Raw genomic sequence first — 25,185 nt, forward strand, 5'->3', positions numbered from 1 at the left:
TGTTCATGCCGGACCGTCAGGCCGTTATAGATCGCAATGATCTCGGCACGTTATTCACGCTTCTGGCCGATGAGGGCTATCAGACGATCGGCCCCAAGCTGTATGACGGCGCCATCGTCTACGCCCCCATTTCATCGCCAGAAGAATTGCCGAAAGGGATTGGAGACGAGGAGGAAGGCGGTCATTACCGTCTGACCCAGCGTGGCGACGCCAAGCTGTTTGGCCACACAAAACCCGTGCAGGGATTGAAGGCGCATCTGTATCCAGCGCGCCAGAAACTATGGTCGGCGGAAAAGGCCGGTCACGGCTTTCGCGTGGTCAAGGATGCGGCCCCGCAGCCCCGTTACGCCTTCATCGGCGTGCGCGCCTGCGAATTGTCGGCCATGCTGGTGCAAGACCGGGTGTTCGAGGGCGGCCCCTATGTCGATAAGGGCTATGCCGAGCGCCGCAAGAACTGCCTGATCGTCCTGGTCACCTGCGATCATGCGGGCAATGCCTGTTTTTGCGCTTCGCAGGGCACGGGACCGGACGCTGCTGAAGGATACGATCTCAAGCTGGCGGAAGTCGTCGATGGTGCCCGCCATGTTTTCGTGGCCGAGGCGGGCAGCGACAAGGGCCGCGCCATTCTGTCCAAGCTGGCCAAGCAAGACGCCCAGGCAGGCGATCTCAAGGCCGCTGCGGCAAATCTCGAAGCCGCCGCCAAGGGACAGAAGCGGGCCATGATCGCAGGCGTGGCCGAGCTTTTGGCGGCCAAGCTGGAAAGCCCGCATTGGGAAGACGTGGCCAAGCGCTGCATGTCTTGCGGCAATTGCACCATGGTTTGCCCCACCTGTTTTTGCTCGACCATGGAGGATGCGACCGATCTTTCAGGCCTGAGGGCCGAGCGGACGCGCAAATGGGGCAGCTGCTTTAGCATCGATTATTCCTACATCCATGGCGGGCCGGTGCGAAATACCGCCGGGGCGCGCTATCGACAATGGATGACACATAAACTTTCCCATTGGGTTGAGCAGTTCGGCGTTTCGGGCTGCGTTGGATGCGGGCGTTGCATCATCTGGTGCCCGGTGGGAATCGACATCACGGCCGAAGCCAAGGCCATCGAGAGGGGAGCGTAACGTCATGGTGCAGGTGGACAATCTGGGCCGCGTCCTGGAAGAACATCCCTTTGCCCAGGGGCTGGAGCCGGCGCTGAAGGAACTGATGATCGGCTGCGCCGCCAATGAGCGGTTCGAGGCGGGGCAGTTCCTGTTCCGCGAAGGCGGCGACGCCAAGAAATTCTATCTCGTCCGTTCGGGCGTGGTGGCGGTCGAGGTGCATGCGCCCGGGCGTCAGGCACTGACCGTCGAAACGGTGGACGATGGCGGCGTTCTGGGCTGGTCGTGGCTGGTGCCGCCCCACAAATGGACCTTCGACGCCAGGGCGCAGACCTTGGTGCGCGCCCTGTCCTTCGACACCACCTGCCTGATGCGCAAAATGGATAGCGATCCGATCCTGGGCTATCAGGTCTTGAAGCGTTTCGTGCCCGTGATGGCGCATCGTCTGCACGCGGCCCGCATGCAGATGTTCGATCTTTACGGCCCGGGCAAGAAGGGGTGATGGCATGAACGTTGCCATGCAACAACTGGCCGATCCCATGGACATCCGGCCCTTCCGCATCGAAAAGATACGCAAGGAACTGGCTGATACCTTCACCATGGAACTGGTGCCCGAGGGCGGCGGAAGTTTTGCCTTCAAGCCCGGACAGTTCAATATGCTTTACACTTTCGGCGCGGGTGAGGTGCCGATCAGCATTTCCGGCGATCCCGCCGATCCGTCGAAGCTGGTCCACACCATCAGGCGCGTTGGCTCCATCACCCAGGCCATCGGCAATCTGTCAGAGGGCATGGCGGTCGGCGTGCGCGGCCCCTTCGGAACGCCCTGGCCGGTCGAGGAAGCCTTCGGCTCGGATCTGGTGATCCTGGCCGGCGGTTTGGGTCTCGCCCCCTTGCGCCCCGCCATCTATATGGCGCTGGCCAATCGTCATCGCTTCGGCAAGGTCGTGCTGTTGTACGGTTCCCGTTCGCCTGCGGAAATCCTGTTCCCCAAGGAACTGGAAAAGTGGCGCGGCCGTTTCGACACCAAGGTGCGTGTGACCGTGGATCGGGCCGAACCGGGCTGGGGCGGCCATGTCGGCGTTGTGACCAAGCTGGTGACCGGCGCCGGTTTCGATCCCATGCATACCGTTGCCTTCGTTTGCGGTCCCGAGATCATGATGCGCTATGGCATTCAGGCGCTTGAACAGGCGGGCATCGATTCCTCGTCGATCTATGTTTCGATGGAGCGCAACATGAAATGCGGCATCGGCCTTTGCGGCCATTGTCAGTGGGGCGCCCCCTTCGTCTGCAAGGACGGACCGGTGTTTCGCTTCGACGAAGTGGCGGACGCCTTCAAGGTGCGGGAGCTGTAGACATGAGCGCACGTGAAAAACCACGCCTTGGCGTTTTCAAGTTTTCCAGTTGCGACGGCTGTCAGCTGTCGCTTCTGGATTGCGAACTGGAATTGCTGGCGGTGACCGACGCCGTCGAGATCGCCTATTTTCTGGAAGCGACGCGCAAGGACATGAAAGGCCCGTTCGATGTGGTGCTGGTCGAAGGATCGATCACCACGCCGCATGAAGCCGAACTGATCCGCCAGATCAGAAAATCCGCCAAGGTGCTGATCACCATCGGCGCCTGCGCCACGTCGGGCGGCATTCAGGCCCTGCGCAATTTCGCCGACGTCAACGGCTTCCTGGACATCGTTTACGCCCGCCCCGATTACATCGAAACCCTGGATACGGCCACCCCGATCGCCGATCACGTCCAGGTCGATTTCGAACTGCGCGGCTGCCCGATCAACAAATACCAGTTGCTGGAAGTGCTGAACGCCTTCCTCAATCACCGCAAGCCTAACATTCCAAACTATGCCGAATGCATCGAGTGCAAGCAGCGCGGCACTGTCTGCGTGATGGTGGCCAAGGGCGTGGCCTGCCTGGGGCCTGTCACGCAAGCTGGTTGCGGCGGTTTGTGTCCGGCGTCGCATCGCGGCTGTTTCGGCTGCTTCGGGCCGATGGAATCCCCCAATACGACGGCGCTTGCCGACAGGTTCCTGAACGAACTGGGCCAGGACAAGGGAACCGTTCTCAGGGCCTTCCGCAGCTTCAACGCCAATGCGCCCGCCTTCCGCGAGGAGAGCCTGAAACATGAGTAACCGTGTCATCAAGGTCGATGCGCTGGCCCGCGTCGAGGGCGAAGGGTCGCTCTATGTGCGCGTCAAGGACAATGAGATCAAGGAAGTCCGCTTCGGCATCTTCGAGCCGCCGCGCTTCTTCGAAGCGTTCTTGCAAGGCCGTCACTTCATGGAAGTGCCAGACATCACGGCCCGCATATGCGGCATCTGCCCGATCGCCTATCAGATGGGCGCCATTCAGGCGATGGAAAACGCTTTCGGCGTCGAAGTTCCCGGCCCCATCCGCGATTTGCGCCGCCTGATCTATTGCGGCGAGTGGATCGAAAGCCATGCGCTGCATGTCTACATGTTGCACGCTCCCGATTTCCTTGGCCTGTCAGACGCCATTCAGCTTGCGAAGTCGAATCGCGATCTGGTGCAAAAGGCGTTGCGCCTGAAAAAGATCGGCAACGATCTGTTGGAAGCCGTGGGCGGCGGTCGCGCCATTCATCCGGTCAATATGCGGGTCGGCGGTTTCTTCCGCACGCCGCGCAAGGCCGAAATCCGGGCGCTGATTCCCGATCTGGAATGGGCCATTCAGGCCAGCCACGACACGATTCGCCTGGTCGGCGGCTTCAATTTCCCGGATATCGAGCAGAACTACACCTTCGTTTCCCTGCGCCATGACCGCGAATACGCCATCCATGAAGGGCGCGTGGTTTCTAATCGCGGGCTTGACATCGGCCTGCCCGAATTCCTGGACCATTTCGACGAGGAACATGTCAAACATTCGAACGCGCTGCATGGTTTCCAGAAGCCAGGCAAGCAGCCCTATCATGTCGGTCCCCTGGCCCGCTATGCGATCAATTACGACCGCTTGCATCCGGAGACGCTGAGCGCCGCCAAGTCGGCGGGCCTTGGCCCGGTGGTGCGCAATCCCTTCCAGAGCATCGTGGTTCGCTCGCTTGAGATCCTGCAGGTCTGCCTGGATGCGCTGACCATCGCCAAGAATTACGAAGAACCTGATCAACCCCATACCGAACCTGTGGTCAGGGCCGCCGTCGGCTACGGCGCCACGGAAGCACCGCGCGGGCTTTGCTTCCACCGCTACGAAATCGACGATCAGGGGCTGGTCAAAACGGCGCGCATCATGCCGCCGACGGCGCAGAACCAGAAGATTATCGAAAGCGATCTTTGGAAGGTGGTGGCGGCGCATCTGTCGCTGCCTGACGAAGATTTGAAATGGCGTTGCGAGCAGGCGATTCGCAATTACGATCCCTGCATTTCATGCGCGACCCATTTTCTGAAGCTGACCGTTGACCGCGAATGACGCCCTGATCATCGGAGTCGGCAACGAATTCAGGCGCGACGATTCTCTTGGCCTGCAGGTGGCCGCGCGGATCGAGGCCAGAAATCTTCCCGGCGTCGAGGTTCTGACCCACCATGGCGAGGGAACCGGCCTGATGAGCCTGTGGCGGGGCCGCTCGCTTGTCGTCGTCATCGATGCGGTTTCCTCGGGCCAGGACGGCGGAACCCTGCATGTCGTCAACACAAGGCTGGAGCCGATTCCCGCTGGCTGGACCCTTTTTTCCAGCCATGCTTTCGGCCTGGCTGAAGCGGTCGAGCTGTCTCGCGATTTGGATGAGTTGCCGCCCGCCTTGTGGATCGTAGGTCTGGAAGGCAAGGATTTCTCGCATGGTCAAGAGCTTAGCTCAGAAGTCGCCCATGCCCTGGAGAGTGCCGTCACAAAGGTTATAGAACTCGTCAGTCCCATGGCATGACAGGCTTGTGACAACCTGATAAAACTAGCCGTCGCAACCACGGGATCGATATGCAAACGCGTCTGGGCGATCTGAAGATATTGCTGGTGGATGACGAGGAATTCGTCCGCGCCATCATGCGCCGGATGCTGCATTCCTTTGGCATTCAGGTTATCGAAGAGGCGGGAGACGGTCAGGCGGCGCTGGAGCTGATGCAGACATTCCTTCCCGATCTTGCCTTCGTCGATTTGTCGATGGAACCCATGGATGGGCGGGAATTGTTGCGCAGCATGCGTACTCATGTCCGGCCCGATCTGCGCAATGTGCCGGTCTTTATTCTTACGCTTAATTCGGATGCCGATATGATCAAGCAGGTTGTCCCCATGGGCGTGGAAGGCTACCTTGTGAAACCGGTGGCGCCAGACGCCTTGCGGGCAAAAATCTTGCAGGCAGTTGGCATTGAAGGAGTTGTGAAGTGACTGAGGATCGCACTATCGGCAGCATCATGCGCACGGACGTCCTGTGCTGCGAACCATCGACGCCGCTGGTCGAAGCCGCCAGGATGATGCAGGAAGGCCGGTGCGGCTCGATTCTGGTGCTCGATGGCGAGCGCCCGGTCGGCATCTGGACCGAGCATGACGCGCTGGCGCTTGATCTTGAGAATTCCGGCTCGCTTGACATTCCCATCGCCAAGGTGATGAGCGCCCCCCTTGTGACGTCGGGACCCAACGTCACCGTCTCGGAGGCGGGACGGCGCATGAAGGAAGAGGGGCTTCGCCATCTGGTGATCACTGGTGCGCAAGGCAAGCTTCTGGGCATCGTCAGCCAGACCGACGTCATCAAGCATTTCGGCATCCAGCATTATATGTATCTGCGCGACGTGCGCTCGGCCGTGCCCCGCGCCCTGGTAACCGTGAAGGCAAGCGTTCCTTATACCGATGCGATCAGGGCCATGCGTCACGAGCGTTCGGATGCCGCCGTGGTGGTCGACGACGCCAACCGCCCCATCGGCATAGTGACCGAGCGCGACATCCTGCGCCTGATCGCCAGGCGCGATCCGATCAAGCCCGTGGAGGAGATCGCCAGCAAACCCCTGTTCACCGTTTCCTCGCAGACCACGCTGTTGTATGCGCGCGACATTCTGGAACAGAAGGGATTTCGCCATCTGGGCGTGATCGACGATACAGGGGAGTTGGCTGGCATCTTGTCATTCTCCGACATTCTGACCAGTCTTGAGCATGAATATGTGCGCCGCCTGGAAGACGCCTTGCATCAGCGCGACCGAGCGCTCGAGGAATCGAAGCGCCATCTGAACTTGGCGCATAAGGTGATCGAGGCTTCGCTGGACGGCATCATCATCACCGACAACGAGGGTGTGATCGAGGCGATCAACCCGTCCTTCAGCACCCTGACCGGCTATACGGCCGAGGAAGTGATCGGCCAGAAGCCGGGCATGCTGAGATCGGGACGCCACGATCAGGAATTCTACAACCAGATGTGGGAATCGATTACCACCAAGGGCCATTGGCAGGGCGAAGTGTGGAACCGGCGCAAGAATGGCGACATTTTTCCGGAATGGCTGACCATCACCCGCATTCAGGACATGGAAGGCGGAGCCATTAAATATGCGGGAATCTTCAGCGACATCACGGAACGCAAGAAGGCCGAGGAGCGCATCCGCAATCTAGCCTATTTCGACGTGCTGACCGGGCTTCCCAACCGCCGCCTGTTCAACGACCGTTTGTCGATGGCCATCAATTCGGCCCGCCGCCACCATCAGCGACTGGCGATCTTGTTCCTCGATCTCGATCTGTTCAAGCGTATCAACGACACGCTGGGCCACAGCGTGGGCGACCGCGTGTTGGAGGAGATGGCGAATCGGCTTAAGGTTTGCATGCGCGAGGCGGATACCGTGTCGCGCATGGGTGGCGACGAATTCACCATTCTGATGAGCGAGATTCAAGACGTCGAGGATGCGGCGCGTCTGGCCAGACGCATCGTCGAAAGCATCCGCGAGCCGTTCCTGGTCGAAGACCGCGAATTGTTCGTCACCACCTCGATCGGCATCAGCGTTTTTCCCGAAGACGGCGACAGCCCGGAAGTGCTGGTCAAGAACGCCGACATCGCCATGTACCGGGCCAAGGATCTGGGGCGCAACAGCTACCAACTTTACACGCCCCAGATGAACGCCAAATCCTTCGAACGTTTGGCGATGGAAAACGAATTGCGCAAGGCGCTCGAGCGCGACGAATTCCTGCTGAACTATCAGGTGAAGATGAATCTGGACACCGGCGGCATTGCCGGGGCCGAGGCCTTGGTGCGCTGGCGCCACCCCGATCTGGGGCTGGTGCCGCCCGCCGACTTCATCCCCCTGGCCGAGGATACCGGCCTGATCGTTCCCTTGGGCGAGTGGGTGCTGCGCGCCGCTTGCGTGCAGAACAAACTCTGGCAGGATAGGGGTTTGCCACCCATCCGCATGGCGGTTAACATCTCGCCGCATCAGTTCAATCAGGCCGATCTGGTGGGGCGCGTGCGCCAAGTCCTGTCCGAGACCGGGTTGGACCCAAAATATCTGGAACTGGAAGTCACCGAATCGGTGTTGATGGAGCATATGGACATCGCAGCCCATATGCTGAACGAACTGCGCGCCATGGGCGTCGTAACCTCGATCGACGATTTTGGCACCGGCTATTCCAGTCTGGCTTATTTGAAGCGCATTCCCATCGACGCCCTGAAAATCGACGCCAGCTTCATGCACGACCTGACCACCGACGACAGCGACGCCGAGATCGTGTCGGCCATCATCAGCCTAGCCCATAATCTTCGGCTTAAAGTGGTGGCCGAGGGCGTCGAGACTGAGGACCAGATCGCCTTCCTGCGCAGCCATGGCTGCGACGAGATTCAGGGCTACTTGGTCAGCCGTCCGGTAAGTGCCGAAAATTTCGAGAGTTTGTTTGTTCAAGACTTGCTGTTCCAACCGCCGGGCATCCGGACACCGCCCAAGAAACGCAATAAGTAGTGTATCGTTGGTTGGCCCACGCTCTCTTTTGTGTTAGAAGGGCTGCATGAGGGATAACGGCGAAATGAAGATAGGCCTTGCGAAAGCCCTGTTGGGGGCTTGCTTGCTGACGCTGTCCGCCTGCGGCGGCCCGACGCTCACGCCCAGCGCGCGCAGCGAAAAGGAAACGATCAGCCCGCATTTCAGCGATTTTACCGATATCCCGCGCCCCGCCAGCGCCACCATGGATCTGGATCGCACCCTGATTTTCGGCAATGCCGATAGTTGGGTCGGGCGTCTGGCATTCACCAGTCGCATGACCACCATCGAACTGTTCGATTTCTTCAAGCAAGAGATGCCGCGATTCGGCTGGGAAGAAGTGACCAGCGTGCGCTCGACGGTCAGCGTCCTGTCTTATCGCCGCATGGACCGCGTGGCGATGATGCAGATAAAAAGCGGCACGCTCTACGGTTCGTCGGCCGAATTGACCGTTTCGCCCAAGGGCGCGCCGGTCGGTTATTCTCCGGGCGGCGGTTACGGTTCGGGAAATCAGCAGGGCGGCGGCGTCATCACCACACAGCCGTTGCGCTGAGCCTTTCCGGCGGCCTCGTTTAAACGCTTATTCGAAAACGCTGGGTTCGCAGAATTGGCGACTGGCCTTCAGCTTGGCGCAAAGGGCGGCAGCGGCCTTGGCATTGGCCAGCGGACCGGCCTTCAAGCGCCAGTAAACGCCCTTGCTGCCCAGATCCGCCTTGATCGCCAGCATGCCCAGCTTGGCCAGTTCCGGGAACTTCTTCTTGAAAGTGGCGATGTCTTTTTCCGCCTGCTCGCGGCTTTTGTAGGATGCCAGATGCACGGCGGGCTTGCCTTTGATGTTGGCAGGCAGGGCGCTGGCTGCCGCTGTGCCCGAGGCCGCTTTCGGCGAAGAAGCCGTCGTCTGGTTGGCCGTTGGCGGCGGGGCTGGCGGCTGGGCGATGCGGTCCAGTGCCTCGCGCTCGCGGGCATATTCGTCGGCGGTCAGCAGGCCTGCCGTTTTCAACCGCTCAAGCTGGCCCACGGCGGTAGCGGCGGACATGAAATCCTTGGGGGCGGGCAGCGGATTGGCGCGGTTGCGGGGCTGGGCTGGCAGCAGACCGTCCAGGATCATCTGGCGCTCGGCATTCTGCTCGGCGGGCGAAATTGCGCCGCGCTCCAGCGAACGGGTCAGTTCCTGCAGGCGAGAAATGATCTGTTGGCTGGCGGGCGAGGGGCGATCAAGCCCGGCGCCGGGCGGCGGTTGGGTCAGCGGCAGGATGGCGCCGATATTGGCCTGACGGCGCGCCCTGAACTCGTCTTCGGTGATCAACCCGTGTTCCGCCAACTCGCGCAAGGTGGCGAAACGTTGCGCGGCGGTTAGAACCGGCGAGGCTCCCCCCGCCATTTGCGCCGCGGGCAGAGGGGCGCTGGCCACCGACATCGCTGGCGGCGGCCCTTGGAATGTTTGCGAAACGCCCAGAACGTCGGCGCGACCGGGCTGCGCGGACAGCGCTTGGCTGGCCAATTGGTCGGCGGGCTGGCCGGACAGATAGCCCAGGTTGATGTTGGATAGTTCGGAAAGGCTGCGCGGCACCAGACGTTGGCCCGGAGGGAAGGTGGTCACGGCGGTCACGCGCCCGCCCATCAGTTCCTGATAGGCTTGGCGGGCCAGATTGGGCCGCCCGGTATTCTGATACAGAAGGCCCGCCGCCAGCAGAGCGTAGGGATCGCGCGGCGTCTTGCGCAAGGCCATGCCGACCTGGGTCTCGGCCCCCGGATAATCGCCCTTGGCCAGGGCCGCCAGGGCCATGTCGGTGGGGTCGGCTGTCCGGCCCGAACCGGCGCCAGCGGAAAAGCCGGGCAGGGCGCTGTCGGGGTCGAAGGCCATGCCACAGGCGCCGAGGCTGAAAACAGCCAGCACCACGGGCAGGAGCCGCATTCCTCGCTCAAGCACGACCGATCCCAACAAAACCTGCTACCCCCTATATTTAGCGGTCAGCAAATCTATCCAATACAAAGAGTGGGCGCAAGCCGAAGGGAAGGAAATGTCACAAACCAGCAGGGGACAGGCAAAGCGCAAGGCATTACAGTCGCCTATGACGGTTCCGTTTCAGGCTTGATCATGGTCGCTGCCCGCCCCGCCATCGTTTTATTGTTCGACTCGGACGGTTTTTGCCGCCTGGAGAGCAGCCCGCGTCTGGCCGGTCTGAGCCAGGAAAGCGCCCCCCGCTTTCATCGTCTTGTCTCCCGCTATGACAGTCAGGCCTTTGAACTGGCCAGCAGCGGCGTGGGGCTGGCCTTGTGCAAGGATGCGTCTGCCGCCGCCGGAATGCAGGTCGTCAGCAGCGAGTCCGTTCCCTTCGGGCGTTGGATGTTGCCGCTGGAGGGAGACGAGCCGGACTTGCGCTTGCTGGAGGTGCAAAACTCCCTGGCCGGTCTGCGTCGGTTGGATATGGCCCCTTTTGCCGTCGAGACTTTGACGGTTGTTTGCAAGCAGGCGGGAAACGGGGCGTCCCGGCTGTCGATATCGCTGGAAAGCGGGCGGATCGAAACCGTGGAGGGGGAGAGACAGGCCCAGGTTTTCAGGGCCGTCCTCAGCGCTTCGCCGCAGCGCTGGCGCGCCTTGGTTCAGTTGGCGCGCCTGCTGATCGAGATGGCTCCCGCCGACTTGGTTCTGAACGAACAGGAGGCCGCCCTGATTCTGGCCCAGGGCAATGCGGGCCGGGCCAGGCGGGCGAGACGGATGGGGCTTCGCGGGATCGAGACGGTCGGCGGCGCTTTCAGGCTGATCGCCAGGCTCGGCATCGAACAGATCGCCGCCAACCGTTCCTGCATCGCTGGCGGCGACACTGTCGAGGGGGTGCATCAGATGCGCGTCGGCGTGCGCAGGCTAAGATCGGCGATCAATCTATTCCGCCCGCTCTTGAAAGAGGCCCCGGCGGCCAGGATTTCCGCGCAACTGAAAACGCTGGCCTCATTGCTGGGGCCGGTGCGTGACGTCGATGTATTTCAGGAAATCATCCTGGATCCGGTGTTGGCGCTGCTGCCCAATCATGCCGGGATCGAGGCATTGAAGACGTCCTTTGCTAAAGATCGCGACGATCTGTTGTCGAAAGCGCTTCCCGCTCTCGATCAGCGTGCTTTCGCAAGCCTGATGCTTGATTTGCAAGACTGGAGCGAAACAGGTGCTGCCAGCGAGGAAGGCGATCTTCGCCCGTTCGCCAGCAAGGCGTTGGACAAGCGTCATCGCAAGCTGATGAAGGCGGGCCGCGATTTCCTGATGCTTGATCCCCCGGCCCGTCACGCGCTTCGCATTCGCGGCAAGAAGATGCGCTACGCCGCCGAATTTCTGAATACTCTTTTTCCCGAGACCAAGACGCAGCGATATCTGGAAGCGCTGACCCATTTGGTCGATGTACTGGGGCATCTGAACGACATCGCGGTGGCAAGGCGCGTACTGGAAGATCGGCGGGCCAAAGCCCGCGACGCGGCGCTCCATCATGGCGTGGGCTTCGTCGAAGGCTGGCATGCGGGCCGGGCCGCCTTGTTGGAGGAGCAAGTCGTCAAGGCCTGGGACGACTTCAAACGCCAAGACAAGTTCTGGAGATGATTAAGCGCGCAGCCCTTTGATCAGCTTCAAATAATCGGGTTCGTTTTCGGCCGTGACATGTCCGTGGCGGATCATGAAATCGATCAGCACCAGGGGCACGTTGAACTTGAAGTCGCGCGTTCCCAGGACGGTTTCTTGCACCTTGGCGATTGGCCAAAGTTCGAAGGCCTCGACCTCGCCGTCGGCGGGATGCGGCTTGAAATCCGCCGGGCATTCCAGGTCGTAGCAAAAGATCAGGTCGTTGCGCAGACCCTGCTCGTTTTCGAAACAATAGCGGATGGCGCCAACGGCCACGGCTTTCCTGGCCAGCGCTTCTGGAATGTCGGCTTCTTCGGCGCATTCCTTGACGACATTTTCCATCAGGCCCAGCCCAGCAGGCTGGCCGCCCGCCACCAGATGATCGAGCTTTCCGGGCGCCACCGCCTTGTCTTTGGCGCGTCTGGCGATCCACAATTTTTGATCGGGGCCGCGCCCCACATAGCCGTTCAGATGCACCCCCACCGCCAGAATGCCCAGGGCGTGCACGGCCGAGCGGTCGACGCGCAACAGTTCCGGCATTCCCCAATCGGCCACCACCGGATACATCTCGCCGCGCAAGGGTTGAAGAACGCCCTGTCCGGCCAGGGCCTGCATGGCTTTACCCACCGCTTCGGTTCTGGCCTCGACAGTTGTCAGCGTGGAAGACAGGCCAACCTGATCGTCCTCGACCCTGAAAATGCCGGAAAAGGCGCCAAGGCGCAGGGCCATGTCAGGCCTGATCCATCCCACGGACAGCCCCTCGACGACGAAGGGGCGGAAACGCTCTGGATCGAAGGCGTTGCATTCAACGATGTGCTTTAAATAGGACAAGAACGGCTCCGTAAAGGGGTGGGAGTGGACAACCCAAAAGAGGGGTGATTATATAGGTCTCTTGAGGAGAGACGCTTTAAAAATCGATAAGGAACAACCTATGTCCGAGTTCGCGAAAAAGACAATCGAGGATTGGCGCAATCTGGCGGTCAAGGATTTGAGGGGTGAAAGTCCCGACAATCTGATCCGCAAGACGGCGGAAGGCATCAACGTGAAGCCGCTTTATACGGCTGCCGACCTCGAGGGGCTTTCGCATCTGGACAATCTGCCGGGTTTCCCCCCGTTTCTGCGCGGACCCCGCGCCACCATGTACGCCAACCGCCCCTGGACCATCCGCCAATATGCGGGGTTCTCGACGCCCGAGGAATCGAACGCCTTCTACCGCGCCAATCTGGCCGCCGGTCAGATGGGCCTGTCGGTGGCCTTCGATCTGGCCACGCATCGCGGTTACGATTCCGATCATCCCAGGGTGATCGGCGATGTCGGCAAGGCGGGCGTGGCCATCGATTCCGTTGAAGACATGAAGATTCTGTTCGACGGCATCCCGCTCGATAAAATGAGCGTCTCGATGACCATGAACGGCGCGGTGCTGCCCGTGCTGGCGGGCTATATCGTGGCCGCCGAAGAGCAGGGCGTTTCGCAAGACAAGCTGTCGGGCACCATTCAGAACGACATTCTGAAGGAATTCATGGTGCGCAACACCTACATCTATCCGCCAGCCCCCAGCATGCGCATCGTGGCCGACATCATCGGCTATACCGCCAAGAACATGCCCAAGTTCAATTCGATCTCGATCTCGGGCTATCACATGCAGGAAGCCGGGGCGACGGCGGTGCAGGAACTGGCCTACACGCTGGCCGATGGTTTGGAATATGTGCGCTCGGCGCTGAATACCGGCCTGGCTATCGACGAATTCGCCACCCGCCTGTCCTTCTTCTTTTCCATCGGCATGAACTTCTTCATGGAGGTCGCCAAGCTGAGGGCGGCCCGCGTGCTGTGGGCCAAGCTGATCAAGCCCTTCGATCCCAAGAACCCGATGAGCCTGGCATTGCGCACCCACTGCCAAACGTCAGGCTGGTCGCTGGCCGAGCAGGATCCCTACAACAACGTCATCCGCACCACCATCGAAGCCATGGCCGCCGTGCTGGGCGGCACGCAAAGCCTGCACACCAACGCGCTGGACGAGGCGATTGCGCTGCCCACGCCGTCTTCGGCCCGCATCGCCCGCAACACTCAATTGATCATCGCCGAAGAGACGGGCATTCCCGCCGTCATCGATCCCCTGGGCGGCAGCTACTATGTCGAAAGCCTGACCGCGTCGCTGGTCGCCGAGGCCGAGGCGCTGATCGCCGAGGTCGAGGAAATGGGCGGCATGACCAAGGCGGTGGAAGCCGGTTTGCCCAAGATGCGCATCGAAGAGGCGGCGGCCCGCAGGCAGGCCCGCATCGACAAGGGTCTTGAGACCATCGTCGGCGTCAACAAATACAGGCCCACCAGCAGCGAGCCGATCGAGGTGCTGGACGTCGACAATGCCAAGGTGCTGGCCTCGCAGGTGGCGCGCCTGTCCAAGCTGAAGTCGTCGCGCGATTCCGCCAAGGTGAAGGCGGCGCTGGGCGCCTTGACCGAAGCCGCCAAGACCGGCCAGGGCAATCTGCTGGCTTTGGCCGTCGAGGCCACTCGGGTCCGCGCCACGGTGGGCGAGATTTCGGACGCTTTGGAAGTTGTCTATTCGCGTTATAATGCCAAGCATCGCGCCGTCTCGGGCGTTTACGGCGCCGCCTATGAAGGAGACCAGATGTTTGCCAATATCCGGGCCGAGGTCGATGCTTTCGCGAAGGCCGAAGGTCGGCGTCCGCGCTTGCTGGTCGTCAAGCTGGGCCAAGATGGGCATGATCGCGGCGCCAAAGTGATCGCCACCGCCTTCGCCGACATGGGATTCGATGTCGATGTCGGCCCCTTGTTCCAAACGCCCGACGAGGCGGCGCGCATGGCCGTCGAGAACGATGTGCATGTGATCGGCGTTTCCAGCCAGGCCGCCGGCCACAAGACGCTGGTGCCGCTGCTGGCCGATGAATTGAAGAAGGCCGGGGCTTCGGACATTCTGATCGTGGTGGGCGGCGTCGTTCCGGCGCAGGACTATGATTTCCTGAAGGCCGCCGGGGCGTCGGCCATTTTCGGTCCCGGCACCAACATTCCGGCGGCGGCTTCGGAAATTCTGGCTTTGCTTGCAACAAAGAGGAAAGCCGCCTGACCAGCGACCTGCAAGATCCCAAGGCACGGTTAAGCGAAGCCTGGTTCTTCTATGCAGCCAGCCATATCCAGGCCGGTCAGGCCGCACTTGTGCAAAATCGTCTGCAGGACGCGCTGACCTCTTTCCAGGAAGCCGCCAAGCTGGATGCGCTTAATCTGGCCGCCTGGGGTGGCATGGGCGAGGCCCAGGCGCGCATGGGCGACAAGATGGCGGCCCGCCAGTCCTTCGCCCATCTTTGCGCCATCATCGGGGGGCAGGCAGGCGATCTGGGTGGTCTGGGCGGGCAATTGTTCGGCCACGGTTGGAGCCATGCCGCCTTAGCGCTCTGGCAAGCCGCCGAGAAGGTCGATCCCGCCAGCGCCGTCTGGCCAGCCAATCAGGCTTCGGCCTTAAAATTGCTGGAACGACTGGGCGAGGCCAAGGTCAAGGCTTGGTGGGCGCTGGGGCTTGATCCGGGGCTGGATGCGGCCAATCGGGTCTTGGGCGAAATGGCCGAGGATGCTGGCGATCTGCAAGTGGCCATTCGCCATTTCTCGGCCATCGCCAAGCCGGATGCCCAGGTGCTGGCGCATCTGGCGCAAAATCATTTGCTGATCGGCGATGGCAAACAGGCGGCTGCCGATTTCGCCAGGGCGGCGGAGCAAGATTCGTCCTTCGCTTCCGCCGCCTTGATGGCCTTGCATTACCGCCCCGACATTTCCTTTGCCGAAATCGTCGAGCGGCATCTTCATTGGGGGCGGCAATTTCCAGATCCGGGCCGCCCGCCTTGGCGCCATAAGATGGGTCAGCCTTTACGTCTGGGATTCGTTTCGTCCGATTTTCGCCATCACGCTACCGGCGTGTTTCTGCCGCCCTTGCTGCGGGGATGCCGACAGGGCGGTTGGACGGTGGCGCTCTATTCGAACACCAGAAAGGAAGACGCCCTAACCCAGCGCTTCAAGGAGATGTGCGACGACTGGCGCGACATCACACCACTTGACGATGCGCAAGCCGCCGATCTGGTGCAGGCCGACGGCATCGACATTCTGTTCGATCTGAATGGCCATACGGCGGGCAATCGGTTGGGGCTGTTCGCGCTGCGCCCGGCCCCCATGCAGATCAGTTTCATGGATTACGTCTGCACGACGGGGCTGAGCCAGATGGATTTCCTGATCCATGACGGCACGCAATTGCCGCCCGAAAATGCTGCGCGGTTTACCGAGAGGGTGCTTTATCTGGAACCCGATACGCTGGTCTATGCGCCGCCAGCCTATGCTCCGGATGTATCGCCAGCCCCGTTTGCGAAAAACGGGTTTGTCACCTTCGGCAGTTTCAACGCCCTGTTCAAGATCGGCGAAGATTGCATCGAATTGTGGAGCGCCATCTTGCGCGAACTTCAAGATTCAAGACTGCTGATCGCGGCGCCGAATTTGAAATACGACGCTGCGCAAGAACGCGTGAAGGCGCTGTTTCGCAAGCATGGTGTCGATGCAAGCCGCCTGACCTTGCTGGGCGAGGCCGATCATCTTGAGCATTTGTCGCGCTATGGCCTGGTGGATGTCGTTCTCGATTCACAACCCTATTCCGGCGGTTTGACCACCTGCGAAGCGCTTTGGATGGGCGCGCCCGTGATTGCGATGCTGGGCGAGCGTATCGCGGGAAGGCACGCCGCCAGTCACCTGAAGGCGGTGGGGTTGGGCGAACTGGTGGCGACCGATCAAGACTCCTATGCCCGGCTGGCGGTCGAACTGGCGAAGGATGCGCAACGTCTGGTTTCTTTACGCCATGGGCTGCGCAGTCTGGCGTTGAACTCGCCGCTATGCGATACGGGTAGGTATATCCGTCGTTTTATGTCGATTCTGGTAGAATATACTTCTTCACTCGACGGATGATCGACGGCCCGCAACTTACGACAGGGCTTGCATTTTCCTATTTTCCTGGCATAGTCCGTGAATAACGACTCGTATCGTTACAACGGGGACAGAATGGTTCTCTTTAGGCTCTTTGGGTGGGTACTCGTCCTGGTTTCGGCACTACTGGCGTCCTCGGAGGCGATTGCCGCCCTGGGTACCGGTACGCATGATTTTATTGCGGCTGCCGATTTGTGGGCCTTGTTCCTGGGAACCCCTCCTGAATTCGATGCCAGCGGCGCCCAACTGTGGCAGGACGTACTGTCCTGGCCTGCCTGGGCTGTCATCCTTCCTGTCGGCGCATTGATGATTCTGGCTTTCCGTCCGCGCAAGAAGCGTGGTTTCGGTCGCAGAAGGTACGCTTAATATCTTCCCTCAGACGCCGGGCGGGCTCCGCCCTTGGCTCGCGCGCGAAAATTCGCGCGGGCGCTCAATGCGCCAGTCGCTACGCTCCAAAATACAATTTTAGTTAGTCCCCGATCTTCAGCGCGGCCAGGAAGGCCGATTGCGGGATTTCCACCTTGCCGAACTGGCGCATGCGCTTCTTGCCTTCCTTCTGCTTGTCCAGCAGCTTGCGTTTGCGCGACACGTCGCCGCCATAGCACTTTGCCAGCACGTCCTTGCGCAGGGCCGAGATGGTTTCGCGGGCGATGATGCGCGAGCCGATGGAAGCCTGGATGGCGATCTGGAACATCTGGCGCGGGATCAGTTCCTTCAGCTTCTCGCAGATGGCGCGGCCCCGATTGTCGGCGACACTTTTGTGGCAGATGAAGGCCAAGGCGTCGACCGGTTCCTGATTGACCAGGATCGACAGCTTGATGAGGTCGCTTTCGGCGTAATCGTCCATGTCGTAATCGAAGCTGGCATAACCGCGGCTGACCGACTTCAAACGGTCATAGAAGTCGAAGACGATTTCGTTCAGGGGCAGGCGGTAGACCACCATCGCCCGCTTGCCGGCATAGGTCAGGTTTTGCTGCTGGCCGCGCCTTTGCGTGCACAGGCCCAGGATGTCGCCCAGATATTCGTCGGGCACCAGGATGGTGGCCTTGATCCAGGGCTCCTCGATCTTGGCGATGCGCGCCGGGTCGGGCATGTCGGCGGGATTGTGCAGCTCCTGCACGCTGCCGTCGGTCATATAGACCTTGTAGACCACGCTGGGCGCGGTGGTGATGAGGTCGAGATTGAATTCGCGCTCTAAGCGTTCCTGGATGATTTCCAGGTGCAGCAGGCCCAAGAAGCCGCAGCGAAAGCCGAAACCCAGGGCGACCGAGGTTTCCGGCTGATAGTTGAAGCTGGCGTCGTTCAAGCGCAGCTTGGAGAGCGAATCGCGCAAATGTTCGTAATCGGCGGCATCCACCGGGAACAGGCCGCAGAACACCACCGGCACGCTGGGCTTGAAGCCGGGCAGGGGCGTGGTGGCGGGGGCCTTGTCGTCGGTCAGCGTGTCGCCCACTTCGCAATCGGCCACCGCCTTGATGCCTGCCGTGACGAAACCGATTTCGCCGGGGCGCAGTTCGGGCAGATGCACCAACTTGGGCGTGAAATAGCCGACGGCGTCCACTTCATAGACGGCGCCGGTGGCCATCATGCGCACCTTCATGCCCTTCTTGATGACGCCATCGACGACGCGCACCAGGGTGATGACGCCGAGATAGGGGTCGTACCAGGAATCGACCAGCAGAGCCTTCAGAGGGGCCTTGTCCTCGCCCTTGGGGGGCGGCAGGCGGGTGACCAGGGCTTCCAGCAGATCGTCGATGCCGATGCCCGACTTGGCCGAGACCAGCACGGCCTCGGAAGCGTCGATGCCGATCACTTCCTCGATCTGTTCGCGCACGCGCTCAGGCTCGGCCGCCGGCAGGTCGATCTTGTTCAAGACCGGCACGATCTCGTGATGATTCTCGATGGCCTGATAGACGTTGGCCAGGGTCTGGGCTTCCACGCCCTGGCTGGCGTCGACCACCAGGATCGAGCCTTCGCAGGCGGCCAGCGAGCGCGAGACCTCGTAGGCGAAATCGACATGGCCCGGCGTGTCCATCAGGTTCAACTGATAGGTCTTGCCGTTCTTGGCCGTATAGGCCAGGCGCACGGTCTGGGCCTTGATGGTGATGCCGCGCTCGCGCTCGATATCCATCGAATCGAGGATTTGTTCGCGCATGTCGCGAGCGGTGACATTGCCGCAGCTTTGAATCAGCCGGTCGGCCAGGGTGGATTTCCCATGGTCGATATGGGCGATGATGGCGAAATTTCGAATATGGCTAAGATCTGTCATGGCGGGCGCAAGATAGGGCCAACGAGGTCTTGGCGCAACCGGTCCTTCTGTGCGAATCTAACGCCATGTTCGAAAACATCATTTATGCCGGTTCCGGGGTTGGCCGGGCGTCGCATCTCAGGCGGGATGCGGGCCATTTGGCCCACTTGGCGGGCGAATCCAGGGCGCTATTGGTGCCGATGTGGAAGGGCAACAGCTTGGTCCTGACCGGGGCCGAACCCAGGGCCGTGCTGCTGCCCGCTGCCGGATTGCGCGAAGCCATGGCGGCGGCCGCGGAAACCGTGTTCCTGGGCCTGATGGACGGGGCGCCGGTTTTCGCCAGCGACCTGACCCCGCTTTCTGACGACGAGGCGGGGCCGTCGCTGGGGCCGGGCACGGCTTTCGTGAATCTGCGGGAAATCGGCCCCGTTCTGCCGGGCCGCGAGGCGGCCATCCTGGCCCAGGCCAAGGGATTGCTGCATTGGCACCGTCAGGCCCGATTCTGCGGGGTCTGCGGCTCTCCCACCTTCTCGGAACAGGGCGGGCATCAGCGACGTTGCACCCAGCCGAGTTGCGGCACTGTGGTCTTTCCCAGAACCGACCCCGCCGTGATCATGCTTGTCATCGACGAGAACAGGCATCGAGCACTTTTGGGCCGCGCTCCCCGTTTTCCAGCGGGCATGTACGCTACCCTGGCCGGTTTCGTCGAACCTGGCGAAACATTGGAAGAGGCGGTGGCCCGCGAAGTGGCCGAAGAAGCGGGGATCGAAGTTGATCGGGTGATCTATGCCGGTTCGCAACCCTGGCCTTTTCCCGCATCCTTGATGCTGGCGTTTTTCGCTCGGGCCAGAAGTTTCAAGATCACCCGCGACGCCCATGAATTGGAGGATGTGCGCTGGTTTACCCGCGACGAAGTGCTGGCTTTCGAAAGCAAGGGCATGTTCCTGCCCAGGCGCGATTCCATTGCCTATCAACTGATCTCGCGCTGGCTGGAGCAGGGGTAGGCAGGAAACCCTTCCCCCGGAGCCGAGCTTTCATACTGGGTGGCCGCCGTGCCCCAGGCGACGGCGATTTTTAGCGCTTGTTCCATGCCCATTTTACGGGCCAGGGCATGGGAAAGACCGGCGGCGAAGGCGTCGCCAGCGCCGGTGCTGTCCACCACTTCGACTTTTTGGGCAGGCTGAAACAAGCATTGTCCATGGTGCCCGAAAGCCTCGGCTCCCTTGGCGCCATGGGTGATGACGATCCATTCCAAACGCCCGCCGGAAACCGCCATGCCATGGGTGAAGGGATCGGCCAGGAAACCGCCGTCCAGATCCGATTTCGAGCCGACCAGAATTTGCGCCGGAACCGAGTTGGGTGCGCATGGCGGCACATGGGCGATCACCGTCATGCGGCCTGTCATTTCGGCCATCAAGCCGGCCAGTCCCTGATGGCGCGAACGCACATACATGACGTCGGCGGCAACGGATGTGATGCGCAGGGGCGGCTCGCTTTCCAACAGCCTGCGCAGATTGACGATCGTGCGCTCGCCAGCCGGGTCGGTCATGATGATCGAGCGCGACGAGCCGCCCTGAAGGCGCACGGTCAGGGACAAATCAACCCCCAGGCTGCGCAGTTCCGCCAGCAAAGCGTCGCCCACCGGGTCCGAGCCGACGGCGGCCACCAGCAGCGGCGCGTCTCCGGCGCGGGCCAGGGCCACGGCCGCATTGGCGCCGCCGCCGCCCAGGCGCGGCCCCTTGTCGATGCCGTCCTGATGGCCGCCTGAAAGAATGGCCTGGCGAAGCCCCACCACCAGATCCTGCGCCACGGTTCCCAAGACCAGAATGCGCGCCATCTTCACATCCTCTTTTCAAATCAATTTGTTTCAGACAATCTAGCCATATGGCGATTTTGAAGATAGCCCGCATGGGCCACCCTGTCTTGCGCGGCATTGCGCAGCCGATAGCCGATCCGACAGCGCCCGACGTGCGCCGACTGGTCCAGGATATGGTCGAGACGCTGGCCGATGCGGGCGGCGTGGGTTTGGCCGCACCTCAGGTGCATGTGCCTTTGCGGCTGGTGATCTTTTTCGTTCCCGCCCAGCGCGCCGCGGAAGAAGTGCCGCTGACCGTGCTGATCAATCCGGTCATCGAACCTTTGAACGATCAGATGGAAGATGGGGGCGAGGGCTGCCTGTCGCTGCCCGGGCTGGTCGGCACGGTGCCGCGTTTCATGTCCATCCGCTATTCAGGGTTCGGGCTGGACGGCCAGCCCATCTTGCGCCAGGCGCAGGGCTATCACGCCCGCGTGGCGCAGCATGAATGCGACCATCTGGACGGCATCCTTTATCCCGCCCGCATCCAGGACTTCTCGCGTTTCGGCTATGCCGAGGAATTCAAGAAAAGCGATGAATGACGACGTGACCACGGTTGGGATTCCAATTTCCGGGTGCGCTCAGGCCTAGCGTAACTTGGCTGGCGTTCCCCAAGCCTTCGCGCCCGATGGCACGTCGCGGTTGACGAAAGCCATGGCGCCGACGACCGCCCTGTCGCCAATGGTCACGCCCATCTGGATGACCGCGTTCGGTCCGATGTAGACGCCCGATCCGATCCTGGTCGGCTTTCGCTCGACGGGTTCCTTGCCGAACGACGTTGCCCACTTGACCGTATGGTGAGTGTATATCTGCACCCCGGCCGAGATCGAGCAGTGATGGCCGATCTCCAAGCCGCCGGAGCCATCAAGGATGACGTTCGGGCCGATCCAGGTTTCCTCGCCGACCGTCACCTCGCCCAGGACAAGGACGTTGTTGTAGCAGGTCGCACCCTTGCCGAAGCCGAGGAAGCGGGCGGTATCTTCGCGCTCGGTCAGCAGATCGCCGAGCGAAACGTGGCGGTTGGACCTAGCCTTCTTCTCGGCACGGAGTGCCGCAATAAGGTCGCGCAACTGGTCGAGCGGGGTCATCGGCTGATTGTCGCGTCGTGCACAGCGGAGGGCAACACATGGTCTGGCTTTCCGCCATCGTCGCTGTCGGCGGCGATGAGAGAAATGACAACTCTGTACCGCTTCATGTGGCGCCTGTGCCCTGTTCATCGAAAAAGGCCATGGCGTCCACCCCCCGACCGGCACAGACTCGCGTCAACCCCTTGTGGATGGCAATGATGGCCTCGGCGCATTCAATCCGGTCTTGGATGTCTTGCCATGCCTGAGCATCCATGACGACTTCATCCTTAAATGATCGAATATGATGCATAATGTAACGCATCTTCCCGCGCCCGTCGAGCGGGTACATACATTCTAATTGCGCCCGTAAGTATCGACGATGCGCACGATGTCGTCTTCGCCCAGATAGCTGCCCGACTGCACCTCGATGATCGACAGCGGCACCTTGCCGGGATTTTCCAAGCGATGCACGACGCCCAGCGGAATGAAGGTCGATTGGTTTTCGTGCAACAAGATGGTCTCCTCGCCGCGCGTGACGTTGGCCGTGCCCTTGACCACCACCCAATGTTCGGCCCGATGATGGTGCATCTGCAGCGATAGCGAAGCGCCGGGATTGACGCGGATCAGCTTGACCTGATAGCGCTCCCCTTCTTCCAGGCTTTGATAGAAGCCCCAGGGGCGATAGACCTTCGATGGCGTCAGATGCTCCTTGCGCCCTTGCGCCTTCAGGCTTTCGGCGATCTTCTTGACGTCTTGCACCTTGTCCATCGACGACACCAGCAGCGCATCGTCGGTCGCCACCACCACCACATTGTCCAGCCCCACCACGGCCACCAGCGTGCCGTCGCCCTTGATGAACGAGTTGTGGACGTCTTCGGTCAGCACGTCGCCCGAGATGGCGTTGCCCGCTTCGTCCTTGCCTGCGATTTCCCAAAGGGCGCGCCACGATCCCACATCGCTCCAGCCCATGTTCACGGGGACGATGGCGGCTTTCTTGGTGTGCTCCATCACCGCATAGTCGATGGACTGGCTGGTGGCCTTGGAAAAGGATTCCGCTTCCAGGCGCAGGAAATCAAGATCGCGCCGCGCATTGGCCAGCGCAATGCGCGTGGCCCGGACGATTTCCGGATGGTGCTTCTTCAATTCGTCCAGATAGGCGCCCGCGGTCATCACGAAAATGCCGCTGTTCCAGGAATAGCTGCCATCGGCCAGATAGGCCTGGGCCGTTTTGCGGTCGGGCTTTTCGACGAAACGATCAACCGAGAAGGCGCCCGCGCAGCCCTTGATCGCTTGTCCCGCCTTGATATAGCCATATCCAGTTTCCGGCGCCGTGGGGGTGATTCCGAAGGTAACCAGATAACCCTGCCTGGCTGCTTCGGCGGCTTGGGTCATAGCGGCGCGAAAGGCCTTGGTGTTGACGACCGTGTGGTCCGAGGGCATGACGGCCATGACGATGTCGGGCGAGAGGGCGGCCAGCATATGCGCGGCCACGGCGACGGCGGGGGCGGTGTTGCGCCCTTCAGGCTCCAGCACGATGGCGGTCGGCGTGGCCTTCATGCCGCGCAATTGCTCGGCCACGATGAAGCGGTGCTCGTCATTGCAGATCACCAAAGGATCGGCGAATTGCGGGCTGTCGATCCGCCTTACGGTCTCTTCCAGCATGCTCTTGTCGCTGACCAGGGCCAGAAGCTGCTTGGGATAGAGGGCGCGCGACATCGGCCAAAGGCGGGTGCCTGCGCCGCCGGACAGAATCACCGGATGGATGCGCTGATCCATCGCAGTTGCAAGAACGGGCTTAGGGGCTGTTTTCTTCGCCGAAGTCTTGGCCATGCTGCTTTCCCTGTTGGACGGCAAAACTATAGATCGGAGTCCCACAAACGCAAAGGGCGCCGGATGGCGCCCTTTGGTTATGATGTTCCCGAATGCTCAATGCACGAACAGATGCACTTCAGGCGAGGTGGCGGTAGACGACGACGAAGCCGTCATGCGCACGCGGGTTGAAGGCAGGCCCATATTGTTGAGCGAGCGCATGACCTGCTCGGCATCCTTCTTGGACATCGAGGCGGTCAGGGCAGGCTGCGACACCGTGCCCGCCGAGGGGCTGATCGCCACCAGATCGAAAGTGGCGTTCGGCTTGCGCTCGAGCGCGCGGCTGACGGCGGTGTAAAGCTGCTGCTCGTAGGCCACGTTCTGGCGGTCGAATTTGATGACCATCAAAGGCTTGCCGCCCGCCATGGGGGCCGCGTCGGCCACCGGGACGGAAACCTGCGGAATGGCGCTACGGTTGGCCAAGCTGGTGCCGTAGAACTGGCCGTTCTTGACCGCGATGGCCAGCAGATTGAGGTTGCTGCGCTCGTTGCCCAGATAGGACTGCTGGCGGGTGATGTCCTGGCTGAGTTCGGTCAGGACGCGCTCGATCAGCACGACTGTGCGGTTGGTTTCGTCTTCCAGCACGGTCAGTTGGCGATGGTCTTCATCGACGGCACCCGAAAGGCCGCGAGTGGCGCGAACCGTATCCAGAAGATAGGCGGCCAGGGTGGCGCCCTGCGAGGTCTCGCTGGCCAGGGCGTTCATCTTGGCGATGTCGTCGTTGATTTTGTCCAACTCGACCGAAGCGGCGTTCCACTGCTGGAGCAAGATGGGGTTGCCGGGCGTGGTGCCCACCTGCAGGCGGGAATTAATCGCCGACAGGGTGCCGTGATAGAGCTGCGAATCCTGCACCGTCTGGGCGCGAACCTGCTGAAGCTGCTGGTTCAGGCTGGTCATGGTGGTTTGAAGCTGGCTCAACTCGCCGCGCATCTGCCCCGCCTTCTGCCCGACGAAGGTGCCGGTCGACTGGCCAGGCGTGACGCCGGGCGATTCGAACGAGGTCGTTCCCAAGGGCGGCGCCGGGCTGGCGGGCGCTGCCGTCGTTACAGCGGCCTTGCCCGCAGGCGCAGGCGCCGTGGCTTGTGCATTTCCCTCTTCCCCCGCCGGATCGCTTCCGGTCAGCGATGGGAACAGAGCATCAGACGCAAACGAACATCCCCCAAGCGCAAGCGCCGTCGTCAGGATGGCTGCCGTGACTTTCGATCGAGCCATTGTTTTCATTCACCTTGGTGAGCCAAACTGCTCGCGCCGCCGTTCTTATTAGAATCGCTCCCCGGCACGAAATCGAGGGGAGTTTACCCACATCCCCCCCTATCCACAAGCTGGAATTCAAGCCCTTAGCGGGAAAATCCGCCCAGGCGGCAAGACATGAGCAATTATAGCGTCAGGATGCAAGGGGAGGGGGAAGGTCTTGTTTTCTCTTGACCGGCCCCGGCTCCTGGCGTATTTCAGGCCCCCTTGCGCACCCGTAGCTCAACTGGATAGAGCACCAGACTACGAATCTGGGGGTTGGGAGTTCGAATCTCTCCGGGTGCGCCACTCCCGTTCAAAACTGGGCACCAAGGGTGCATCCCCCAGCGGGGCTGCA

The 25,185-nt window shown here is 61.4% G+C and carries 23 protein-coding genes and 1 tRNA gene; 16 read left to right on the forward strand and 8 right to left on the reverse strand.

Annotated features, from left to right (window positions below):
* Window positions 1-5: 5 nt before the first annotated feature.
* From HQL44_14460 to HQL44_14500, 9 genes are all read left to right on the forward strand, one after another.
* The gene (locus HQL44_14460; protein ID MBF0269785.1) at window positions 6-1,115 is read left to right on the forward strand and encodes a 4Fe-4S dicluster domain-containing protein; all 1,110 of its coding nucleotides are present in this window, start codon (window positions 6-8) and stop codon (window positions 1,113-1,115) included.
* A 4-nt stretch (window positions 1,116-1,119) separates the two neighbouring features.
* Window positions 1,120-1,596 (forward strand): cyclic nucleotide-binding domain-containing protein, encoded by a 477-nt coding sequence (locus tag HQL44_14465; protein MBF0269786.1) that lies wholly within the window; start codon window positions 1,120-1,122, stop codon window positions 1,594-1,596.
* Between the two features lie 4 nt (window positions 1,597-1,600).
* Entirely contained in the window at window positions 1,601-2,446 is an 846-nt protein-coding gene (locus HQL44_14470) for an FAD/NAD(P)-binding protein (protein MBF0269787.1), read from the forward strand.
* A gap of 2 nt (window positions 2,447-2,448) precedes the next feature.
* Window positions 2,449-3,228 (forward strand): oxidoreductase, encoded by a 780-nt coding sequence (locus HQL44_14475; protein MBF0269788.1) that lies wholly within the window; start codon window positions 2,449-2,451, stop codon window positions 3,226-3,228.
* Window positions 3,221-4,516 (forward strand): Ni/Fe hydrogenase subunit alpha, encoded by a 1,296-nt coding sequence (locus tag HQL44_14480; GenBank protein ID MBF0269789.1) that lies wholly within the window; start codon window positions 3,221-3,223, stop codon window positions 4,514-4,516. Before HQL44_14475 ends, HQL44_14480 begins: the two co-directional genes overlap by 8 nt.
* On the forward strand, window positions 4,503-4,967 hold the full coding sequence (locus HQL44_14485) for a hydrogenase maturation protease (GenBank protein MBF0269790.1): 465 nt from the start codon (window positions 4,503-4,505) through the stop codon (window positions 4,965-4,967). Before HQL44_14480 ends, HQL44_14485 begins: the two co-directional genes overlap by 14 nt.
* A gap of 50 nt (window positions 4,968-5,017) precedes the next feature.
* A complete protein-coding gene (locus tag HQL44_14490) occupies window positions 5,018-5,425 on the forward strand; it encodes a response regulator (GenBank protein ID MBF0269791.1) in 408 nt (135 codons plus the stop codon).
* 26 nt (window positions 5,426-5,451) lie between these two features.
* Window positions 5,452-7,965 carry an EAL domain-containing protein gene (locus tag HQL44_14495; GenBank protein ID MBF0269792.1) on the forward strand — a complete coding sequence of 838 codons (2,514 nt, stop codon included), beginning with the start codon at window positions 5,452-5,454 and terminating at the stop codon, window positions 7,963-7,965.
* A 64-nt stretch (window positions 7,966-8,029) separates the two neighbouring features.
* Window positions 8,030-8,536: a hypothetical protein gene (locus HQL44_14500; GenBank protein ID MBF0269793.1), complete on the forward strand. Its 507-nt coding sequence runs from the start codon at window positions 8,030-8,032 to the stop codon at window positions 8,534-8,536.
* A 27-nt stretch (window positions 8,537-8,563) separates the two neighbouring features.
* Here the strand turns inward: HQL44_14500 and HQL44_14505 are convergent, their stop codons facing one another.
* A complete protein-coding gene (locus HQL44_14505; GenBank protein MBF0269794.1) occupies window positions 8,564-9,898 on the reverse strand; it encodes an SPOR domain-containing protein in 1,335 nt (444 codons plus the stop codon).
* 183 nt (window positions 9,899-10,081) lie between these two features.
* Here HQL44_14505 and HQL44_14510 point away from each other — a divergent pair, with 183 nt between their 5' ends.
* Window positions 10,082-11,569, forward strand: coding sequence for a CHAD domain-containing protein (locus HQL44_14510; protein MBF0269795.1), 1,488 nt, complete (start codon window positions 10,082-10,084; stop codon window positions 11,567-11,569).
* On the opposite strand, the gene HQL44_14515 is transcribed toward HQL44_14510, so the two are convergent.
* Window positions 11,570-12,418 (reverse strand): DUF4743 domain-containing protein, encoded by an 849-nt coding sequence (locus tag HQL44_14515; protein ID MBF0269796.1) that lies wholly within the window; start codon window positions 12,416-12,418, stop codon window positions 11,570-11,572.
* A 100-nt stretch (window positions 12,419-12,518) separates the two neighbouring features.
* Here HQL44_14515 and scpA point away from each other — a divergent pair, with 100 nt between their 5' ends.
* The 3 genes from scpA (at window position 12,519) to HQL44_14530 (ending at window position 16,924) form a co-directional block, all read left to right on the forward strand.
* On the forward strand, window positions 12,519-14,669 hold the full coding sequence (gene scpA, locus HQL44_14520) for a methylmalonyl-CoA mutase (protein MBF0269797.1): 2,151 nt from the start codon (window positions 12,519-12,521) through the stop codon (window positions 14,667-14,669).
* Window positions 14,670-14,758: 89 nt separating this feature from the next.
* Entirely contained in the window at window positions 14,759-16,540 is a 1,782-nt protein-coding gene (locus HQL44_14525; protein ID MBF0269798.1) for a hypothetical protein, read from the forward strand.
* Window positions 16,541-16,633: 93 nt separating this feature from the next.
* The gene (locus HQL44_14530) at window positions 16,634-16,924 is read left to right on the forward strand and encodes a hypothetical protein (protein MBF0269799.1); all 291 of its coding nucleotides are present in this window, start codon (window positions 16,634-16,636) and stop codon (window positions 16,922-16,924) included.
* Window positions 16,925-17,027: 103 nt separating this feature from the next.
* On the opposite strand, the gene lepA is transcribed toward HQL44_14530, so the two are convergent.
* Complete coding sequence (lepA, locus tag HQL44_14535) at window positions 17,028-18,827, reverse strand: elongation factor 4 (GenBank protein ID MBF0269800.1); 1,800 nt, start codon at window positions 18,825-18,827, stop codon at window positions 17,028-17,030.
* Window positions 18,828-18,892: 65 nt separating this feature from the next.
* Here lepA and nudC point away from each other — a divergent pair, with 65 nt between their 5' ends.
* Window positions 18,893-19,810: an NAD(+) diphosphatase gene (nudC, locus tag HQL44_14540; protein ID MBF0269801.1), complete on the forward strand. Its 918-nt coding sequence runs from the start codon at window positions 18,893-18,895 to the stop codon at window positions 19,808-19,810.
* Here nudC and HQL44_14545 read toward each other — a convergent pair.
* Window positions 19,777-20,643 carry a carbohydrate kinase family protein gene (locus HQL44_14545; GenBank protein ID MBF0269802.1) on the reverse strand — a complete coding sequence of 289 codons (867 nt, stop codon included), beginning with the start codon at window positions 20,641-20,643 and terminating at the stop codon, window positions 19,777-19,779. The two genes, nudC and HQL44_14545, sit on opposite strands and share 34 nt — an antisense overlap.
* Before the next feature lie 47 nt (window positions 20,644-20,690).
* On the opposite strand from HQL44_14545, the gene def reads away from it, so the two are divergent.
* Window positions 20,691-21,203: a peptide deformylase gene (def, locus tag HQL44_14550; protein ID MBF0269803.1), complete on the forward strand. Its 513-nt coding sequence runs from the start codon at window positions 20,691-20,693 to the stop codon at window positions 21,201-21,203.
* A 45-nt stretch (window positions 21,204-21,248) separates the two neighbouring features.
* Here def and HQL44_14555 read toward each other — a convergent pair whose 3' ends face one another.
* The 4 genes from HQL44_14555 to HQL44_14570 form a co-directional block, all read right to left on the reverse strand.
* Complete coding sequence (locus HQL44_14555) at window positions 21,249-21,749, reverse strand: acyltransferase (GenBank protein MBF0269804.1); 501 nt, start codon at window positions 21,747-21,749, stop codon at window positions 21,249-21,251.
* A 103-nt stretch (window positions 21,750-21,852) separates the two neighbouring features.
* Window positions 21,853-22,002, reverse strand: coding sequence for a hypothetical protein (locus HQL44_14560; protein MBF0269805.1), 150 nt, complete (start codon window positions 22,000-22,002; stop codon window positions 21,853-21,855).
* Between the two features lie 80 nt (window positions 22,003-22,082).
* Window positions 22,083-23,504, reverse strand: coding sequence for a mannose-1-phosphate guanylyltransferase/mannose-6-phosphate isomerase (locus HQL44_14565; GenBank protein MBF0269806.1), 1,422 nt, complete (start codon window positions 23,502-23,504; stop codon window positions 22,083-22,085).
* Between the two features lie 150 nt (window positions 23,505-23,654).
* Complete coding sequence (locus HQL44_14570) at window positions 23,655-24,809, reverse strand: hypothetical protein (GenBank protein ID MBF0269807.1); 1,155 nt, start codon at window positions 24,807-24,809, stop codon at window positions 23,655-23,657.
* Between the two features lie 250 nt (window positions 24,810-25,059).
* Between HQL44_14570 and HQL44_14575 the strand changes: the two genes are divergently transcribed.
* Window positions 25,060-25,136: transfer RNA gene (locus HQL44_14575), tRNA-Arg, on the forward strand.
* The last annotated feature ends 49 nt before the right edge of the window (window positions 25,137-25,185 follow it).

The organism is Alphaproteobacteria bacterium (assembly GCA_015231795.1).
Classification (GTDB): Bacteria; Pseudomonadota; Alphaproteobacteria; order Rhodospirillales; family WMHbin7; genus WMHbin7.

Coding starts and splice junctions, on each gene's coding strand:
- HQL44_14460 (MBF0269785.1), top strand. CDS start 6: ATGCCGGACCGTCAGGCCGTTATAGATCGCAATGATCTCGGCACGTTA.
- HQL44_14465 (MBF0269786.1), top strand. CDS start 1,120: ATGGTGCAGGTGGACAATCTGGGCCGCGTCCTGGAAGAACATCCCTTT.
- HQL44_14470 (MBF0269787.1), top strand. CDS start 1,601: ATGAACGTTGCCATGCAACAACTGGCCGATCCCATGGACATCCGGCCC.
- HQL44_14475 (MBF0269788.1), top strand. CDS start 2,449: ATGAGCGCACGTGAAAAACCACGCCTTGGCGTTTTCAAGTTTTCCAGT.
- HQL44_14480 (MBF0269789.1), top strand. CDS start 3,221: ATGAGTAACCGTGTCATCAAGGTCGATGCGCTGGCCCGCGTCGAGGGC.
- HQL44_14490 (MBF0269791.1), top strand. CDS start 5,018: ATGCAAACGCGTCTGGGCGATCTGAAGATATTGCTGGTGGATGACGAG.
- HQL44_14495 (MBF0269792.1), top strand. CDS start 5,452: ATGCGCACGGACGTCCTGTGCTGCGAACCATCGACGCCGCTGGTCGAA.
- HQL44_14500 (MBF0269793.1), top strand. CDS start 8,030: ATGAAGATAGGCCTTGCGAAAGCCCTGTTGGGGGCTTGCTTGCTGACG.
- HQL44_14505 (MBF0269794.1), bottom strand. CDS start 9,898: ATGCGGCTCCTGCCCGTGGTGCTGGCTGTTTTCAGCCTCGGCGCCTGT.
- HQL44_14510 (MBF0269795.1), top strand. CDS start 10,082: ATGGTCGCTGCCCGCCCCGCCATCGTTTTATTGTTCGACTCGGACGGT.
- scpA (MBF0269797.1), top strand. CDS start 12,519: ATGTCCGAGTTCGCGAAAAAGACAATCGAGGATTGGCGCAATCTGGCG.
- HQL44_14530 (MBF0269799.1), top strand. CDS start 16,634: ATGGTTCTCTTTAGGCTCTTTGGGTGGGTACTCGTCCTGGTTTCGGCA.
- lepA (MBF0269800.1), bottom strand. CDS start 18,827: ATGACAGATCTTAGCCATATTCGAAATTTCGCCATCATCGCCCATATC.
- nudC (MBF0269801.1), top strand. CDS start 18,893: ATGTTCGAAAACATCATTTATGCCGGTTCCGGGGTTGGCCGGGCGTCG.
- HQL44_14545 (MBF0269802.1), bottom strand. CDS start 20,643: ATGGCGCGCATTCTGGTCTTGGGAACCGTGGCGCAGGATCTGGTGGTG.
- def (MBF0269803.1), top strand. CDS start 20,691: ATGGCGATTTTGAAGATAGCCCGCATGGGCCACCCTGTCTTGCGCGGC.
- HQL44_14555 (MBF0269804.1), bottom strand. CDS start 21,749: ATGACCCCGCTCGACCAGTTGCGCGACCTTATTGCGGCACTCCGTGCC.
- HQL44_14560 (MBF0269805.1), bottom strand. CDS start 22,002: ATGGATGCTCAGGCATGGCAAGACATCCAAGACCGGATTGAATGCGCC.
- HQL44_14565 (MBF0269806.1), bottom strand. CDS start 23,504: ATGGATCAGCGCATCCATCCGGTGATTCTGTCCGGCGGCGCAGGCACC.
- HQL44_14570 (MBF0269807.1), bottom strand. CDS start 24,809: ATGGCTCGATCGAAAGTCACGGCAGCCATCCTGACGACGGCGCTTGCG.